The sequence below is a fragment of the Litorivivens sp. genome, assembly GCF_057445395.1.
This window is the reverse complement of the sequence record NZ_JBVBUV010000081.1, coordinates 1-16,055: the sequence shown is the minus strand read 5'-3', so window position 1 is coordinate 16,055 and position 16,055 is coordinate 1. Positions and strand designations below refer to the sequence as shown.

Annotated in this window: 12 protein-coding genes and 1 pseudogene; 7 read left to right on the top strand and 6 right to left on the bottom strand. The window is 55.4% G+C overall.

Translation table 11 applies throughout. The features are described 5' to 3' along the window. The 6 genes and pseudogenes from AC222A_RS16625 to AC222A_RS16600 all read left to right on the top strand — a co-directional run. Positions 1 to 271 (top strand): annotated as a pseudogene (locus tag AC222A_RS16625) (hypothetical protein); the annotation flags it as partial. A 14-nt stretch (positions 272 to 285) separates the two neighbouring features. Then, complete coding sequence (locus AC222A_RS16620; protein ID WP_486775284.1) at positions 286 to 1,098, top strand: AAA family ATPase; 813 nt, start codon at positions 286 to 288, stop codon at positions 1,096 to 1,098. Positions 1,099 to 1,103: 5 nt separating this feature from the next. After that, positions 1,104 to 3,482 (top strand): membrane-bound PQQ-dependent dehydrogenase, glucose/quinate/shikimate family, encoded by a 2,379-nt coding sequence (locus tag AC222A_RS16615; RefSeq protein WP_486775283.1) that lies wholly within the window; start codon positions 1,104 to 1,106, stop codon positions 3,480 to 3,482. After that, positions 3,479 to 4,348 (top strand): SDR family oxidoreductase, encoded by an 870-nt coding sequence (locus AC222A_RS16610; RefSeq protein WP_486775282.1) that lies wholly within the window; start codon positions 3,479 to 3,481, stop codon positions 4,346 to 4,348. The genes AC222A_RS16615 and AC222A_RS16610 overlap by 4 nt, the downstream gene beginning before the upstream one ends. Further along, positions 4,348 to 5,265 (top strand): SDR family NAD(P)-dependent oxidoreductase, encoded by a 918-nt coding sequence (locus AC222A_RS16605; protein ID WP_372747359.1) that lies wholly within the window; start codon positions 4,348 to 4,350, stop codon positions 5,263 to 5,265. The genes AC222A_RS16610 and AC222A_RS16605 overlap by 1 nt, the downstream gene beginning before the upstream one ends. Before the next feature lie 24 nt (positions 5,266 to 5,289). Then, entirely contained in the window at positions 5,290 to 6,552 is a 1,263-nt protein-coding gene (locus AC222A_RS16600; RefSeq protein WP_486775281.1) for a cytochrome P450, read from the top strand. A 72-nt stretch (positions 6,553 to 6,624) separates the two neighbouring features. Here AC222A_RS16600 and AC222A_RS16595 read toward each other — a convergent pair whose 3' ends face one another. From AC222A_RS16595 to AC222A_RS16585, 3 genes are all read right to left on the bottom strand, one after another. After that, on the bottom strand, positions 6,625 to 9,021 hold the full coding sequence (locus tag AC222A_RS16595; protein WP_486775280.1) for an efflux RND transporter permease subunit: 2,397 nt from the start codon (positions 9,019 to 9,021) through the stop codon (positions 6,625 to 6,627). A gap of 79 nt (positions 9,022 to 9,100) precedes the next feature. After that, entirely contained in the window at positions 9,101 to 10,132 is a 1,032-nt protein-coding gene (locus tag AC222A_RS16590; RefSeq protein ID WP_372758918.1) for a phosphotransferase family protein, read from the bottom strand. After that, complete coding sequence (locus AC222A_RS16585; RefSeq protein ID WP_372758917.1) at positions 10,129 to 11,445, bottom strand: acyl-CoA dehydrogenase family protein; 1,317 nt, start codon at positions 11,443 to 11,445, stop codon at positions 10,129 to 10,131. Before AC222A_RS16585 ends, AC222A_RS16590 begins: the two co-directional genes overlap by 4 nt. Positions 11,446 to 11,662: 217 nt before the next feature. On the opposite strand from AC222A_RS16585, the gene AC222A_RS16580 reads away from it, so the two are divergent. Beyond that, on the top strand, positions 11,663 to 12,823 hold the full coding sequence (locus tag AC222A_RS16580) for an acyl-CoA desaturase (protein WP_372749685.1): 1,161 nt from the start codon (positions 11,663 to 11,665) through the stop codon (positions 12,821 to 12,823). Between the two features lie 178 nt (positions 12,824 to 13,001). Here AC222A_RS16580 and AC222A_RS16575 read toward each other — a convergent pair whose 3' ends face one another. The 3 genes from AC222A_RS16575 to AC222A_RS16565 all read right to left on the bottom strand — a co-directional run. Next, positions 13,002 to 14,705 carry a Na(+)/H(+) antiporter subunit D gene (locus tag AC222A_RS16575; protein WP_372749401.1) on the bottom strand — a complete coding sequence of 568 codons (1,704 nt, stop codon included), beginning with the start codon at positions 14,703 to 14,705 and terminating at the stop codon, positions 13,002 to 13,004. Further along, positions 14,698 to 14,958: a hypothetical protein gene (locus tag AC222A_RS16570; RefSeq protein WP_372749400.1), complete on the bottom strand. Its 261-nt coding sequence runs from the start codon at positions 14,956 to 14,958 to the stop codon at positions 14,698 to 14,700. The genes AC222A_RS16575 and AC222A_RS16570 overlap by 8 nt, the downstream gene beginning before the upstream one ends. Then, positions 14,958 to 16,055: proton-conducting transporter transmembrane domain-containing protein (locus AC222A_RS16565; RefSeq protein WP_486775279.1), on the bottom strand; the 1,098-nt coding region annotated here is incomplete at its 5' end. The genes AC222A_RS16570 and AC222A_RS16565, both read right to left, overlap by 1 nt.

Sequence of the window (16,055 nt, the reverse complement as noted above, 5' to 3'; positions counted from 1 at the left end):
GGGCACCACTTACGCTTACACCGGCGAACAGCGTGTGGCTGCCGATAGTCAGACACCCGACCCTTGTATCGAGGAATTTGCCCTGTTTAACGCCAATATCGACTGGTCCGGTATCTTTGGCAGCAACTTCGATCTGGTGGTCTTTGGCAGCAACCTGCGCAATGAAGAATACGAAACCTATAAAAGCGGCACCTTGCGCACCCTCGGCTTTGATTCCCGCTCGGTGGGCCAACCCAAACTGTTCGGCGCCCGGCTGCGCTACAACTTTTAAGGAAGGAGCAGATCATGAATGCACCGCAAAAAGCACAGGAAGCGATGATGACGACGCCTTATTATGAAGCCGTTGGCCAGGAAAAACTGGTTTTTAAAGCTGCCTACAATCAGGGGCTCTCCATCCTGCTGAAAGGCCCGACCGGCTGTGGCAAAACCCGCTTTGTTGAAGCCATGGCCCACGAATTGAATCGGCCGTTGATTACCGTGTCCTGCCACGATGACCTCACCACAGCCGATCTGGTGGGTCGCTTTCTGTTAAAAGGCGGCGAAACCCAGTGGGTCGATGGGCCGCTGACTCGCGCAGTTAGAGAAGGCGCTATCTGTTATCTGGATGAAGTGGTCGAGGCTCGCAAAGATACGACCGTTGTGCTTCACCCCCTTTCCGATCATCGCCGTCAACTGCCAATCGAACGCCTCGGTATTACGCTGGATGCAGCACCCGGCTTTTGTCTCGTCGTTTCCTATAACCCCGGCTACCAGAGCATCCTGAAAGACCTCAAAGACTCGACCCGCCAGCGCATGGTGGCCATTGAGTTTGATTACCCCGCGCCTGAAACCGAGCAAACCATTCTGATTCAGGAATCCGGTGTCACCGCGGATACGGCCGAGCAATTGATCACACTGGCCCAAGCGATTCGCCGATTGGAAACCGGCGGTTTGCGAGAAGTCGCCTCCACTCGCGTGCTGATCGCCGCTGCCCGTTTGACGACCGAAGGCCTGAGCCTGCGCGAAGCGGCGCGTTACGCTATTGCTGCACCCTTGAGTGACGATCCGCAAGTAACCGCTGGCCTCAACAAAATGATTGAAGCCTACTTGACGGAGTAAACCCCATGCCACTGCGCATCAAGCTTTTTACCGGCTTGTTCTGGCTGTGCAGCGCTGTACTACTGTGGTTTGGCGTGCAGCTGATCCTGCTTGGTGGTTCACCGTATTACCTCGCCGCCGGGCTGATATGTGCTTCAGTGGCCTGGCTGACGCGTCAACGACAGACCAAAGTGCTCGGTCTTTATACGGTCTTTTACGCCGCTACACTGATATGGGCGCTGTGGGAATCCGGCCTCAATGGCTGGGCGCTGACCGGGCGACTGGCCTTCTTTACTGTGCTGGGGTTGTGGATGCTAGCTCCGCATTACCGCAGCTATCTGGGGCTGAATCCCGGCTTTTCCGGCGCAGGCATTTTCTGGCCCACGTTGTCGCTCTCTTTAGTGCTTACGGTTGCCGTGATCTTTTATCTGGATACACCGACGCGTCATCCCGAAGCAAACATCGACTACAGCGCCCCCGTCAATCCCCGCGACGGCAAATGGCACCACTACGGCAATACCCAAGCCGGTTCGCGCTTTTCACCCTTAGTCCAAATTACGCCGGAAAATATTGGCAAACTGGAGCCGGCATGGACTTACCACGCCGGCACGCGAGGCTATGAACCTGCCAGCATATTCGAAGGCATTCTCACCATCGAAGCCACGCCATTGGCCATTGGGGATCGCCTCTATCTGTGCACGGGCTATAACGACATTATCGCATTGGACGCCGAAACCGGACGTGAAATCTGGCGCCATGAATCGGGTCTCGATGCCCGCAACGTGGCCACAAAAACCTGTCGCGGTGTCAGTTACTATGCCGTGCCGGAAGCCAGGGGGTTCTGCTCGCACCGGATCTACACCGCCACGCTGGATGCTCGGCTGATCGCCGTTGATGCCGATAGCGGCAAGCCCTGCACCAACTTCGGTCGCAACGGCGTCGTCGACCTGTTGCAAGGGATGGGTGAAGTCGTCAAAGGCTATTACTACGTCACGTCGCCACCCGCCGTGATACGCGGCAGACTGGTACTGGGTGGCTGGGTACTAGACGGCCAGCACACCGAGGAACCTTCCGGCGTCATTCGCGCCTTCGACGCGGTAACTGGTGAATTCAGCTGGGCCTTTGATATCGGCAAGCCGGATTTTCACCGCCTGCCGCCCGAGGGGGAATTTTTCACCCGAGGCACACCCAATAGCTGGAGTGTGATGAGCGCCGACGAAGAACTCGGGCTGGTCTATGTACCCACCGGCAACGCAACGCCCGACTATTATGGTGGCCATCGCAGCGCCTTTGACGATACTTATTCCAGCGCAGTCGTCGCCTTGAATGCCGAGACCGGCGAAGACGTGTGGGTATTTCAGACTACCCACCACGATCTCTGGGATTACGATGTTGCCTCCCAACCAGTATTGATTGATCTGCCCGACGGCCGCAAAGGGCTGCTGCAACCGACCAAACGAGGCGAAATCTTTTTCCTCGACCGAACGAACGGCGCGCCGTTGACGGAAGTGAAAGAACTGCCCGTTCCCCAAGGCGCCCTGCCCGGTGACTGGCTTGCTCCCACCCAACCCTACTCCACGGGACTGCCCTCCTTTGAAGGCGTGGAGCCAAGCGAGAAAACCATGTGGGGTGTCACGCCGCTGGATCACGCCTATTGTCGTGTGAAATTCCTTCAGGCCCGCTACGAAGGCACGATGACACCCATCGGCGTGGATCAACCGACCATTACCTGGCCGGGCTTTCTCGGCGGCATCAACTGGGGCAGCGTTAGCATTGATCCGGCACGTCAACTGATGCTGGTCAACTCTACCCATGTGATGATGTACAACCGGCTGGTCGAGCGCGCGGTCGCAGATGAAAAAGGCGTCACCCCGATTACTGCGGACGGCGGCAAAAGCGTGGGGCTTTATGCCTCACAAACCGGAACTCCCTACGCCGCCTTAATCAAACCCTTTCTTTCCTTCTTCGCTGCGCCTTGTCAGCAACCCCCTTACGGGCTGATGAGCGCCGTGGATCTGAGCAGCGGTCGCCTGCTCTGGCAGAAACCACTGGGAACCTCACGCGACAGCGGGCCACTGTTATTGCGCAGTTTCTTGCCGCTGCCTATCGGTGTACCCAATCTCGGCGGCTCGCTGACCACTGCCAGCGGCCTGACCTTTATTGCCGCCACTCAGGAAAAAATGATTCGCGCTTTCGATAACCGCACCGGAGAAAAAGTGTGGCAGGCCCGCCTGCCGGCCGGCGGGCACGCCACTCCCATGACTTACTGGTCCGACAAAAGCCAACGCCAGTTTGTGGTGATCGCTGCCGGCGGTCATACCGCCATGCTGTCCAGCAAAAGCGACGCCGTCATTGCCTACGCACTTCCTGTACCTTCGCATAATCAACAAGAGCTAACACAATGAGCGAACAAAAAACTCTTATCATCACGGGCAGCAACGCCGGCATCGGCTATACCACTGCCCTGCAGGCTGCGAAAAAAGGCCTGCGCGTGATTATGGCCTGTCGCAACCAGAGCAAGGCCGATGCGGCTCGCCAGACGATTGTGGATGCCGTTCCTGGCGCTGACGTGCTGGTGCGAATTCTCGACCTGTCGTCCTTTGACAGCATCCGCCAGTTTGCCGCCAGCATTGAACAGGAATTTGATCACTTTGATGCTCTGATCAATAACGCTGGCATGATGCCGTCGACGCTGGAACACACCACTGAAGGTTTTGAAATGCAGTTCGGGGTGAATTATCTGGGACACTTTCTGCTGACTCACTTGCTGATCCCCGTGCTGTCTCGCTCCCCGGATGCCCGCATTGTTCACCTGTCTTCCCTCGGCCATCTATGGGGAAATATCAACGAGAAAAACTTTCGCGACCGCAGCCCCTATCTGATGGGTGTAACGGCCTACGGCCAATCCAAACTTGCCAATGTGCTTTTCAGTCAGGAGTTGGCTCAGCGCTTACCCGCCAATATCGTTAGCAATGCGGTGCATCCCGGGTTTGTTGATTCCGACTTTTTCCGCAACATTCCCAAGGCCATCTATTTCTTCTGGCGCCGGGTGTTGGTATCACCCGAGACCTCAGCTAACTTCACTCTTGAAATGGCACTGGCGGAAAACTGGAAAGACCGTTCCGGAGAATTTGTATCAGCTCAGGGACCACTGCCAAAAAGCCCCCGTCTGCGCAATGCCCGGCTAAGCCAGACACTCTACGAGAAAAGCTGCCAGTTAACCGGCGCAACACCGCTGACCAAACCCGCGCTTCAGGCACAGGTTGGCTGATGAGCACACCATCGGTTTTCATCACCGGCGCGGCCACGGGTATTGGAGCGGGGCTGGTCAGCAAATTGGCAAACAGTGGCTGGCAGGTTTTTGCGGGCTACCGCTCCTCACCGCCCGAATCCGCCAGCTGGTATAAACACCCAGCAGTGAGACCAATCCAGTGCGACATTGCGTCAACTGAGCTAGTACACAAGGCGGCAAACCTGATAGCACAGGCTACCGGTAACCGTCTGGATCTGCTGATCAACAATGCAGGCTGTTTTACCAGCGGTGGTGTCGTGGAAGCCGCAGATCTAAACGCCTATCTGCAGGCGATGGACATAAACCTCTACGGGCCGCTACGGGTAATCCGCGCCTGCATGCCATTGCTACGGCACGGGCACTACCCCGCCGGCGGCAAAGGTCGCGTAATTAACGTGGCCTCGTCCTCCACCCTGATGACCTTTCCAATGGCGGCAGCGTATACCGTTTCCAAACAGGCATTCAAAACCGCCAGTGCACACCTACGACTGGAAATGGCCCCCTTTGAGGTCCAGGTTACCACTCTCGATCCCGGCTCAATTGCCACACCCATGACCGACAATGAGCACAAGGGCGCTGAGCAATGGCAAGCCATTCCGGAATCACTGCGCAGCCAGTATCGGCATAAATTTATCGACGCGGATGAGCTAATGAAACGCAATACTCGTGTCAGTGCCTACACGCCAGAGTACTTTGCCGAGATCGTGTACCGAAAGATCATTACAAAAAAACGCTTCCGCCCGCTCTACCTCATCGGGCCGGGCACGGCTGCCATGCCCTTGCTACAGCGACTGATATCGCTGCAAGGGCAGGAAAACATTTGGGCGCGGCTGTTTCGCCGCGAACACGACATATTTTCACCTTCAACCGGCGACCAGAGCATTCTGGAACGCTGAGCTCCATACAGAGGAAGCATTACGATGGCTAACCGACGCGCACGCAAACCACGCCATGTACCGACGGAATTGGTTTACGAATTTGATATGTTTCTGGACGAGGAATACCAGCGCAACCCCTACAAACGGGTCAAGGATCTGACCGAGCAGGCGCCACCGATTTTCTGGACCCCCTGCAATGGCGGCCATTGGGTTACTCAGGGCTATGACGCCACCTTCGAGATTGGCAGCACCCCGAAAGTGTTTTCCAATGAGGTGGTTCCTCATAGCTGGATGCATGCGATTGCCAAAATACAAAAATTTCTCGCCAACATTGGCATAAAGACACCCCGCATTCCCATGCCCTTTCCGCTGCTGGTCGACCCACCGCTACATTCCCAGTACCGGCGACCGCTGACGTCCGTCTTCTCCCCCAAAAATATTCGACAACTGGAAGAGGGATTTCGACAGTCGGCGCAGGGCTTGCTCGATACCATTGCCGACAAAGGCCAATGCGAGTTTATCAGTACAGTTGCTGAGCCCTTGCCGGTACAACTGTTTCTACAAATATTTGGCTTACCCCTCGAAAATCTACCGGAATACCGGGCATTACTGAAAGAACATATGCAGGGCACTACCGAAGTCACTAGCAACCTTGCGAAGCTTACGACCTTGCTCGGCATCGTGGATGTACTGAGAGACACGTTAATAGATCGCAAAAACAACCCAAAAGACGACCTGATCAGCAAGCTTTGGCAAACGGAAATCAACGGCAAACCCATTGAACTGCATGACATCGAAAACCTTGCAGTCACCCTGTTTCTCGGTGGACTCGACACGGTGGTACAAGGCATCGGTTTTGGCGTACATCATCTCGCCATTGATCAGGAATTGCAGCAGCAATTGCGGGATAACCCTGACCGGATTGACGACGCTATCGACGAAATTCTGCGTCGCTATGCCATTGCCACGCCACCGCGCAGGGCACTGACCTCAACTGAATTGCACGGGGTGAATTTCAAAAAGAATGACGTGATCTATATGTTCCTGCACGGTGCCAACCTCGATCCCACGAAGTTTGAAAACCCGGAAAAAGTGGACATCGACCGTCCCAACAAAAAGGAACATATCAGCTTTAACAGCGGCCCCCACTACTGCCTGGGCGCCTATCTTGCGAAGGTGGAACTGCGCATTCTCTATGAAGAACTGCTCAAGAAGGTTCCGACCTTCCGGCTTGACCCGAGCAAGCCACCGCAATTTCACGCCGGCTTTATTGTGGGTGTCGATTCACTGAATCTGGTTTGGTAGGTCAGTTCTCGAGGCGGCTCACTCCCACATTTGCGTTCTGTAAGGACAGTGGGAGCGGGCCAGCCCGCGAAATCATCTCGGCGAGTCGACGCCCGGCTCCGACCCAAACGGCTTGGTCAACAACACCAGCGCCGGCATAAACAGCAGGTCCGCAAGCAAAGCCACCAGAATTGCCGCAGACAGCAACAGACCAAAGCTGGAGATGATCGCCATGCTCGACAACAGGTAGCAGGAAAATGCGCCAATCAGAATAATGGTGGTAATCATCAGGGCTGGCCCCACATCTTTCAACGCCAGCTCAACCGCCTGCGCATAGTTGCCGGTTTTCAAAAACTGCCGCCGCAGGTTGATCATTAAGTGAATGGTGTCATCCACCGCTATGCCAATGGCGATGGTGGCCAGCAGCAGCTTGACGTAATCCAGATGCATGTCCAGCCAGCCCATGACGCCCATCACCACCAGCACCGGTGCGATATTGGGAATCATCGACAACATACCAACTTTAATGGATCCAAAAGCAACACAGAGGATGACGGCAACGCCCAGAAAGATCAGGCTGTAACCAACGATCTGGGTGTGGCTAATGTACTCGGCCATCTTGACCCACATCAGGCCGACGCCGGTCTTTTTAACCGCAGCCCCCGGCACCGGGTTCTGTTCCAGATAGTTATCAATATCCGACAACAGCTTTTTCAAGTTGCGCGAATCGGTCATTTTCACACGCAGTTCGACCACCGCCTTTGCGTAATCGTGAGAAACGAAGTCATAGACTTCCTTGCCACCCGACAGCTCATACACGAAAAAGTATTGCGAGATGAGCTGCTGGTCATCGGCCAGCCGATAGAACTCCGGGTTGTCACCGTGAAAACTGCGATTGATATCCTTTTGCAAATCCGCCACTGAGAAAGAATTTTGCACAAAGGGCTGAGCCTCGCTGAATTCCTGAAGCGCTTCGATGGCTTTCAGAAACTCCGGATCTTTAATGCCGTCAGCGCGCTGGGTGTCGAAAATGTATACCACACTCAGCACGCCCCCCATCACCTGCTCTACTATCTCGGTATGTTTGCGCCACTCCACATGAGGTTTGAATTCTTCAAGAAAATTGAAATCCACTTTCAGCAGGGTTGTACCCACCACACTTGCGCCGAGAACAAAGGCGCCAATGGCTACCAGCCGGCGCGGGTAACGCACCGAAACCGACGCGCACCAGTCCACCGCTTTCAGCACAAAAGGCTGTACATAGGCCTTTCCGGTGGCCTTTTTTGTTTTACCGCTGCCCAAAAAAACCACCAATAAGGTGGTGGATAGGACAAACGTGCACATCACGCCAATGGCTGCATAGATCGCCATTTCACTCAGCGCTTTCAACTCAGACACCGACATCACCAGAAAGCCCATGGCTGTTGTGATCGCCGCCATCAGACAGGCACCGCCAACTTTGCCAATGGCGCCCTGTACGGCGTCAGCGCGACTGTTCCCCTGTGCAAGCCGACGCTGGTATTCCAGAATGATATGCACCGACTGGGCCACCCCCACTCCGGATATCAGGGTGGGCACGATGCCAAAAAACATACCCAACACCCAGCCGAACAAGCCCATAAAACCCGCGACCAACACCACGCTTAAAATGACCACGGCCAGCGGACCGAGCAACCCCAGCAAACTGGCCCGGAAAAGAATCAGCGAAAACACCGCCAGCAGTAAAAATGTCAATGGGATACCGACCGAGGAATCCTGCATAAATACATTGTTGTAGGCCGCGTTCATGGCCACATCACCGGTCTGGAAAAACTCGATACCATCAAACTCCGGACTGGCAATAATCGTGCGAATCGCTGCATCGCTAACCTGCGGATAGAGGTTATCCAGCGCCGTGCCTTTCTCCGGGTCGTAGATAATATCGTCGAGCAGATCAACGCTGCTCTTGTCCATTTCCAGAATAATGGCCGCGTACTGACCAGTTTTATCGATCAGATAATCCACATAGAGCGGTCGGCTCATCACCAGATCGCGCAGAGCAAGAAGCTCTTCTTGAGTAGGTGGCACTCTGCGCATCAGTTTGCCAACGTTAATGGTGTCCTCGTCAGCGCGAATAAATTCCGTACTGGTCAGACTGGTCACATCGCGTACAAAAGGCACGTCGCTTTCCAGCCTTTCGGTGAGAAGCTGGATTTTTCTCATGGCCTCGAGATCAAATGGGCCGTGCGGTGAATCGGGTACGCGGTAGAGAATGTAGCCCACTTCGTCCGAGAGGAATTCGTCAAGGTATTCAATATAGGCTTTGTAGCTAGAGTCGCTGCGATCGAAATAAGCATCCAGGCTGTTGTCACTTACTACCTTGCTGGAAAAGTACAGGCCGCCGCCGAGCAGTATCAGACAGAAGATAGCAACAATGGCCCGGTGATTGATGGCCCAGGCAGCGAGCGATTCAAAGGCCCGATCAGTTCGGTCTACGAGTTTGTTGGACATGGCATTCTCTGTTGTTGTTTTTATTTGAGGCGGTGAGGTGATTGAAACGCAGGCTTTGCGGACAAAACCGCAGACACTGTTATTGCGGTAAACTCCGCTGAGCTTCGTACAGATAAGCCTCAACCATCGCCCCCACCTGTTCCGCCGGCGCGGTTTTCATGCCGCCACTGGCGCCCTTTTTCAAGCGCGCGTAAACGCCCTCAACTATACAGGCCATTTTCCACCAGCCAAAGGCCGTGTAGTAGTTCAGATCATCCAGAGAGTAGCCGGATTTTTCTTCGTATAGCTGTTCCACCGTAGCGCGATTAGGAAAAATTGGGTTCAAGGTGGGCGGATTCTGCAAAAACGTCAGCTTGTCACCCGGTTCTGCCCAATACTGCCGGGACCAGCAAAAATCGACCACCGGATCACCCAGTGTGCACAGTTCCCAATCGAGTACAGCGATCACCTTGCCGGTTGCATCCAGCACACAGTTATCAAAGCGGTAATCGCCGTGCGCCAGCCCGGGAGCGCGCCGTGACGCAGGAGCCTGAGCAACCAGCAGGCTGTGCATTTCATCCAGTAAAGGCAGCTCACGGGTCATTACAGCCTCTGCCTGCTTACGCCAGCGTTTCAGCTGGCGCTGCAGGTAATCCTCTCGCTTGCCCAGATTACCCAACCCTATCTGGTCAACATCCTGCGTATGCAAAGCCACCTGCACGTCGACCAGCGATTCCGTGGCACGCTGAGCCTGAGACTTGCTCAAACCATCTGTACTGATGCGATCGCGCAAGATCAGCCCGTCAACAAAGCCCATCACGTAGAAAGCCGCGCCAGTCACGCTGACATCGTCGCAGTAGGCCAGCGTGGCGGGCACCGGAATATCCGAATGCCTGTGCAGCGCATCCATAATGCGCCACTCCCGACTCATATCATGGGCGGTGGCCACCACGCCTTTTACCGGCGGGCGGCGCAATACAAACACCTCCCCTCTGGCATCGGTAACGCGATAGGTGAGGTTGGAGCCTCCTGCGGCAATCAGTTCAAATATATAGGGGGCATAGCTGCCGGTCAGGTGCGCTGCCAACCAGTCAGTCACAGCGTTCAGTTCAATTCCTTTCAGTGTGCTCACGATACGCTCGCTTTTGCCTGTGTAATCAGATGGCCGAACTTCTCTCTGGCTTTGCGCCTACGGCTGGGGATGTGCTCGCTGGGCCAACCATCCACTGGCGTTACATCCTCTAACAACAATCGCGCCAGACTTTGCTTGTGTACTTCATCGGCACCGTCGGCCACCCGCAAGGCCCGAGCACTGCGGTACATACCTTCCAGCGGCATATCGCAGCTGTACCCAAGCGCACCGTGCAATTGAATCGCGCGGTCAATCACGCTCAGCAGAATACGCGGTGCGGTATATTTGACCGCCGCTATTTCGGCGCGCGATTCTTTACTAAAAGCCCCTTTATTATCCATGGTCCAGGCCGCTTTCATGACCAGCAAGCGGATCATTTCAATCTCGGCATAACTTTCGGCAATCATGTTCTGCACCATCTGCTGCCGAGCCAGTGGTTTGCCTCTGGTATGGCGCGATACCGCCCGCTCCTTCATTGTGTCAAAGGCGCGATGGCACTGACCGATCATACGCATGGCATGATGAATGCGGCCGCCTCCCAGCCGCTTTTGGGCCAGCACAAAACCTTCGCCCGGTGCGCCGATCATATGATCGTGCGACACGCGGCAATTATTGAAACGTACATGTGTGTGACCGCCGATTCTATCCATCAGAAAATCGTCGGCAGCAAGGTGCGGGTTATGCATGGTTGGCACATCCCTGATCAATTCCAGACCCGGTGTGCCCCGCTCGACCACCACCATTGCAGCACGTTTATGCGGAGGTGCGTCAGGGTCGGTCACGCACATCACCAGCAGAAAATCCGCCACTGAGGCATTGGAGGCAAACCACTTTTCACCATTAAGCACCCAATGATCGCCGTCGCGCTCGCAGCGCGTCGCAATGCCCGTGGGATCCGAACCCGACGTTTCCGGCTCAGTTAGGCAGAATGCTGAACGCCGCTCGGCCCGCAGCAGCGGATATAGCCAGCGTTCTTTCTGAGCCTCGGTAGCCCCCACCTCGATCAATTCTGCATTTCCCGAGTCCGGCCCCTGACAACCGAAAATTTCCGGCGCCAGTTCAGAGCGACCTAGAATTTCGTGCATCAGCGCAAGGCGTTGCTGAGGCTGCCCACCACTCCCTTTGTCCAGGTGGGGCGCCCACAGGCCACGGTCTTTAACCTGCTGTTTGAGAGGCTGCCATAACGCATCTAATTCAGCCTGATTCAGGCCGTCAAGCAGAAGCTCTAGAGGAATCAGTGTGTTATCAACGAAATCGCGCATCCAGTCCAGCGCGGGAAGAAAGGCATCATCGATCGAGAAATCCCAGGCCATCTGAACACTCCTTGGGGCTAGGTATGGTATCCAGTGTGCAACAAGATCTGCTGGATTTACCTACAAATTGTTAATGATTCTGCATTGTTAACGATGAGTACTTGGCCCAAATGACAACCATTTTGAGCACATCCACCTATATCCCCCTCGTTACCCTTTCGGTATCATGGAAGTCTTCGCTGTATAGACTGAACCTGATAGTGAGACCATAAAACCAATGTCTGAACAGAAACCCCCAATTCTTTGGCCTCAAACCCTGATGTTCGCCATTACCTTCGCCATTGCGGCAATCGGCGTTCCCTGGTACGGCTTTAGCGTTGGCTTCCACTGGAGCCAGTGGCTCGCCTTCGCCGTCATTCTCGGCGCCAATGGCATGTCCATTACGGCCGGCTACCACCGACTGTGGGCTCACAACGCCTACAAAGCACACTGGTCACTGCGCCTGTTTTACGCGCTGTTTGGCGCCGCGGCTTTTCAAAACAGCATTTTGATTTGGGCCTCCGGGCACCGTCGTCACCACCGGCATGTAGACGATATCGAGCGCGACCCATATTCAGCCAAGAAAGGCCTGTGGTTCTCCCACATGGGCTGGATGATTCGAGATTACGAAGCGGGCCGTGACGATTTTTCCAACTCCCCTGACCTAATGCGCGACAAGATCGTGATGTGGCAGCACAACCACTACATGAAGATTGCCCTGGCCATGAACGTCATACCGGCAGCGCTTGTGGGCTGGCTGTGCGGCGATGTCTGGGCGGGGCTGCTGGTCGCCGGGTTCCTGCGTCTGGTGGTCAGCCATCACACCACCTTTTTCATCAACTCACTGGCACACTTTTGGGGACGCCAGCCCTATACCGACGAGAACTCAGCGCGCGACAACGATATTTTGGCCCTGTTCACCTATGGTGAGGGTTACCACAATTACCACCACATCTTTCAAAACGATTACCGCAACGGTATTCGCTGGTGGCACTTCGACCCCACTAAATGGCTGATCAAAACCTGCTCATGGCTGGGCCTCACCTGGGATCTGAAAAAGGTGCCCGACTTCAAGATTCAGCGCGCAATTGTGGCCATGCAGTTCAAGCGGGCCGAGGAAAAGCTCAAGCTCGCCAAAGCGGTCGATGTCACCACCGTAAAAGCCTTTCTGGAACATGAGTACCAATTGTTTGCTGCTTGTCTGGCTGAGTGCAAGGAACTGAGCCAGAAGACCTACGCGGACAAAGTGCAGCAACTGACCGAAAGCAAAGAGCGTCTGCAGCAGAAATGGGAAGAGGTTTCTCTGACTAGCCGCCTGAAAGAGCTCGAGTACAATATGAAAATGCAGGCTCGACGCCTGCGGGTACTGACACTGGAACTGCAGGCCGCAACGGCCTGAGTTATGAGACACCGCAAAAAGGCTGCCTGATGGCAGCCTTTTTTTTGGTTTGCATCTCGGGGCGATAACCTCAACCCTCTCCCGGCGGGAGAGGGCATAGCGACAGGATTACAGGTTATTCCCTACCCCACCCTCGGCTAGCTCCAGCGAGAATCCAATCCGGCCCTGGCCACGGCCACTAAGCAGACCAGTAAAAGCTGAACACTACGTAAAAGGCTAACAACAGCGAAACATAAACCACCATAGCACCGGTCGACAGGCTGGGTGAGAATGCCCCTCCGGGGCCGAGCGTGTGATTGGCCTTCGCTACGAGAACATCAAGCCCTCGCATTGCCGCACTGCGCACTGCGCGATCAACAGCCCACACACCGTTCAGCGTGGCGGCAGTGATTCGGGGCAGAAGTCTGCGATAGACCCAGTCAAAATCCAGATTGGTGGATTTGATTTCCTCGGGGTACCAGCCCTTGCGCATCAGCACTGCGAAAGCCAGCGCCGCAAACAGCAGCAGCTGCAATTGCGTAATCACGTGGGCAGCGGTGTAAGAATGGTAGTCCACCGGGAAAGGCAGTATGGCGTAAAGCGGGTCGGGGTAGACGCCAATCGCAATACACAGGAAGGCAGTGATGCCCATCGCCAATAGCATATTCCAGGGTGCCTCTTTAACCCGATGACCCGCGTCGTGGAAGAAAAAGGTAAAGAACGGCACCTTGATACCGGAGTGATCCAGTACACCGGCAGAGGCGAATAGCAGCACTGTCCAGATCACCCAGTGGCCCTCATAAGCCACTGCGGTAAGAATCATCGACTTGGTGACAAAACCCGAGAACAGCGGGAAGGCAGAAATCGACATCGCGCCAATAATGCAAAACGCCGTCGTCCAGGGCATGGATTTATAAAGTCCGCCCAGCTCACTGGCTTTCACCGTACCCACCCGATACAACACCGCGCCCATCGACATAAACAACAGGGCCTTGTAGAGGATGTGGGCAAAGGCATGAGCCGCCGCGCCGTTAATGGCCAGTTCAGTGCCGATGCCGACACCTACCACCATAAAGCCCAGCTGGTTGTTGAGGCTGTAGGACAGCACCCGGCGCAGGTCATTTTCAATCACCGCAAAGAAAATCGGGAAGGCGGTCATAATCGCGCCGATGGTGATCAGCAGATCCTCGCCGGCATAGCCGCGCGCCAGCGAGTATACCGCCAGCTTGGTGGTAAAGGCCGACAACACGACCGTGCCTGTAGGCGTTGCGTGAGGGTATGCGTCCTGCAGCCAGTTGTGCAGAAACGGGAACGCGCACTTGATGCCAAAAGCTATAAAGATCAGCCAGCCCGCGACACCTTCCAGACCGATATGGTCGAAGGCAATACTGCCCGTCTGCTGGTGCATCACCAAAGCACCACACATCAACAACAAACCGGAGATCACCTGAATAATCAGGTAACGAAAGCCGACTTTCGTCGCCGTCGGGTTGCGCGAGGCCCAGATCAGCAAGACCGATGACAGGGCCGTCAGCTCCCAGTAGAGGAAGAGTGTCAGTAAATCACCTGCCAGCACCGCGCCAATGGCAGCTCCAGCGTAAATCAGAGCAGCCACCTGCTGCACCCGATCCTGCACATGCCAGGCATAGATACCCGCGAGAATCGCCGCTATGTGGAAGATCACCGCCCACACAAAACTGAGGCCATCGATGCGGCGGGTGATCAATTCCATGCCAAATACGGTGAACTGCCCCGCTACACCCTCGGGTAAGGCAATCAACAAGGCCAGCGTCGCCACCGGCACAATGACGGCCCACACGCCCAAGGCGCGCTTGGGAATCACCAGCGCGACCAAACCGGCCAGCATCATCAGCAGTGCAGGGTTGAGCAACACCTCACTCATTGTAATAGTCCTCGTCCCGCTTGATCACACGACGCAGTCCCTTGGCGGAAAATACGATGACGCAGTAGGCGACAAAGCCAAAGATCGCGTAGAACGCAAAGCTGCCATCGAAGCCAAAATAAGGGTGCTTGTGATAAAAGAATTCAGCCACCACCAACGCGCCGCAGGCAATCCACAATGCCCTGACAATTTTGGTGACGTTTTCCGGGCGGTCCAACCAGCGTTGCCGCTCATCGCGTTGTTCAGATGCCATCAGGTGAGCCTCGCGGAGCGAATAAATTCATAGAGATCGCCGCCGTAGATAAACAGCGCGATACACATCAGGGCAGTAATCGTCATGGCCAGCACCGAGGTACTGCGCGCTTCCTGCAAGGTGGCGCCCTCGGGAGCCGATTTCAGGAAGGCGCGAGCCGGTATTTCCAGCAGATAAACAATATTGAGCAGAGAGCTGATCGACAGCACCGCCAGCATCAGCCAGTAACCGCTGTCCAGCGAGCCCTGCATCAGGAACCACTTGCTCCACACACCACCCAATGGCGGCAGACCGATGATAGACAGGGCGCCGAGAGTAAAGGCTATAAAGGTCACCGGCATCACTCGACCCATGCCATCAAGCTCGGTGATCTGACTTTTATGATGAGCGACATAAATCGCGCCCGCACAGAAGAACAGCGTGATCTTACCGAAGGCATGCATCACGATGTGCAGCAAACTACCCGCAATCGCCGCCTCACTGGCAAGAAAGGCGCCCAAGGTGATGTAACCCAATTGTGAGACCGTGGAATACGCCAGTCGGGATTTAAAGTTGTCTTGCCGCATGGCCACCAGCGAGGCCAGCAGAATCGAGGCGCCCGCCAGATACACCAGAAACGGCGTGATTGGCAGCTGAGCAACGGTTTCAATGCCAAAGATATACACGACTACAGTGACTACCGAGAACACACCGGCCTTGACCACCGCCACCGCATGCAGCAATGCGGACACCGGCGTTGGCGCCACCATTGCCGCTGGCAGCCAACGATGGAACGGCATGAGGGCCGCTTTGCCAATACCAAAGGCAAACAGCACCAGCAACACGGACAGAACCGACGGCGAAACATCGTCCCCGAAAACCCCACCCGGCTGAAACTCCAGCGTTCCGGCAAAGAACCAGGTACCGATCATCGCCGGAATGAAAAAGACGATGGAAGTACCCAGCAACAAACTCAGATAAGTACGCCCGCCCTTCAGCGCCTTTTCGGTGCCGGCATGGGTCACCAGCGGATAGGTGCTGAAGGTCACAATTTCGTAAAAAACAAACAAGGTAAACAGGTTGCCCGCGTAGGCCAGCCCCATCACCGCAGCAATCGC

Excerpts from the sequence above, each read along its gene's own strand:
- AC222A_RS16605 (WP_372747359.1), top strand. The coding sequence starts at position 4,348 with ATGAGCACACCATCGGTTTTCATCACCGGCGCGGCCACGGGTATTGGA.
- AC222A_RS16580 (WP_372749685.1), top strand. The coding sequence starts at position 11,663 with ATGTCTGAACAGAAACCCCCAATTCTTTGGCCTCAAACCCTGATGTTC.
- AC222A_RS16615 (WP_486775283.1), top strand. The coding sequence starts at position 1,104 with ATGCCACTGCGCATCAAGCTTTTTACCGGCTTGTTCTGGCTGTGCAGC.
- AC222A_RS16570 (WP_372749400.1), bottom strand. The coding sequence starts at position 14,958 with ATGGCATCTGAACAACGCGATGAGCGGCAACGCTGGTTGGACCGCCCG.
- AC222A_RS16575 (WP_372749401.1), bottom strand. The coding sequence starts at position 14,705 with ATGAGTGAGGTGTTGCTCAACCCTGCACTGCTGATGATGCTGGCCGGT.
- AC222A_RS16620 (WP_486775284.1), top strand. The coding sequence starts at position 286 with ATGAATGCACCGCAAAAAGCACAGGAAGCGATGATGACGACGCCTTAT.
- AC222A_RS16585 (WP_372758917.1), bottom strand. The coding sequence starts at position 11,445 with ATGGCCTGGGATTTCTCGATCGATGATGCCTTTCTTCCCGCGCTGGAC.
- AC222A_RS16595 (WP_486775280.1), bottom strand. The coding sequence starts at position 9,021 with ATGTCCAACAAACTCGTAGACCGAACTGATCGGGCCTTTGAATCGCTC.
- AC222A_RS16600 (WP_486775281.1), top strand. The coding sequence starts at position 5,290 with ATGGCTAACCGACGCGCACGCAAACCACGCCATGTACCGACGGAATTG.
- AC222A_RS16610 (WP_486775282.1), top strand. The coding sequence starts at position 3,479 with ATGAGCGAACAAAAAACTCTTATCATCACGGGCAGCAACGCCGGCATC.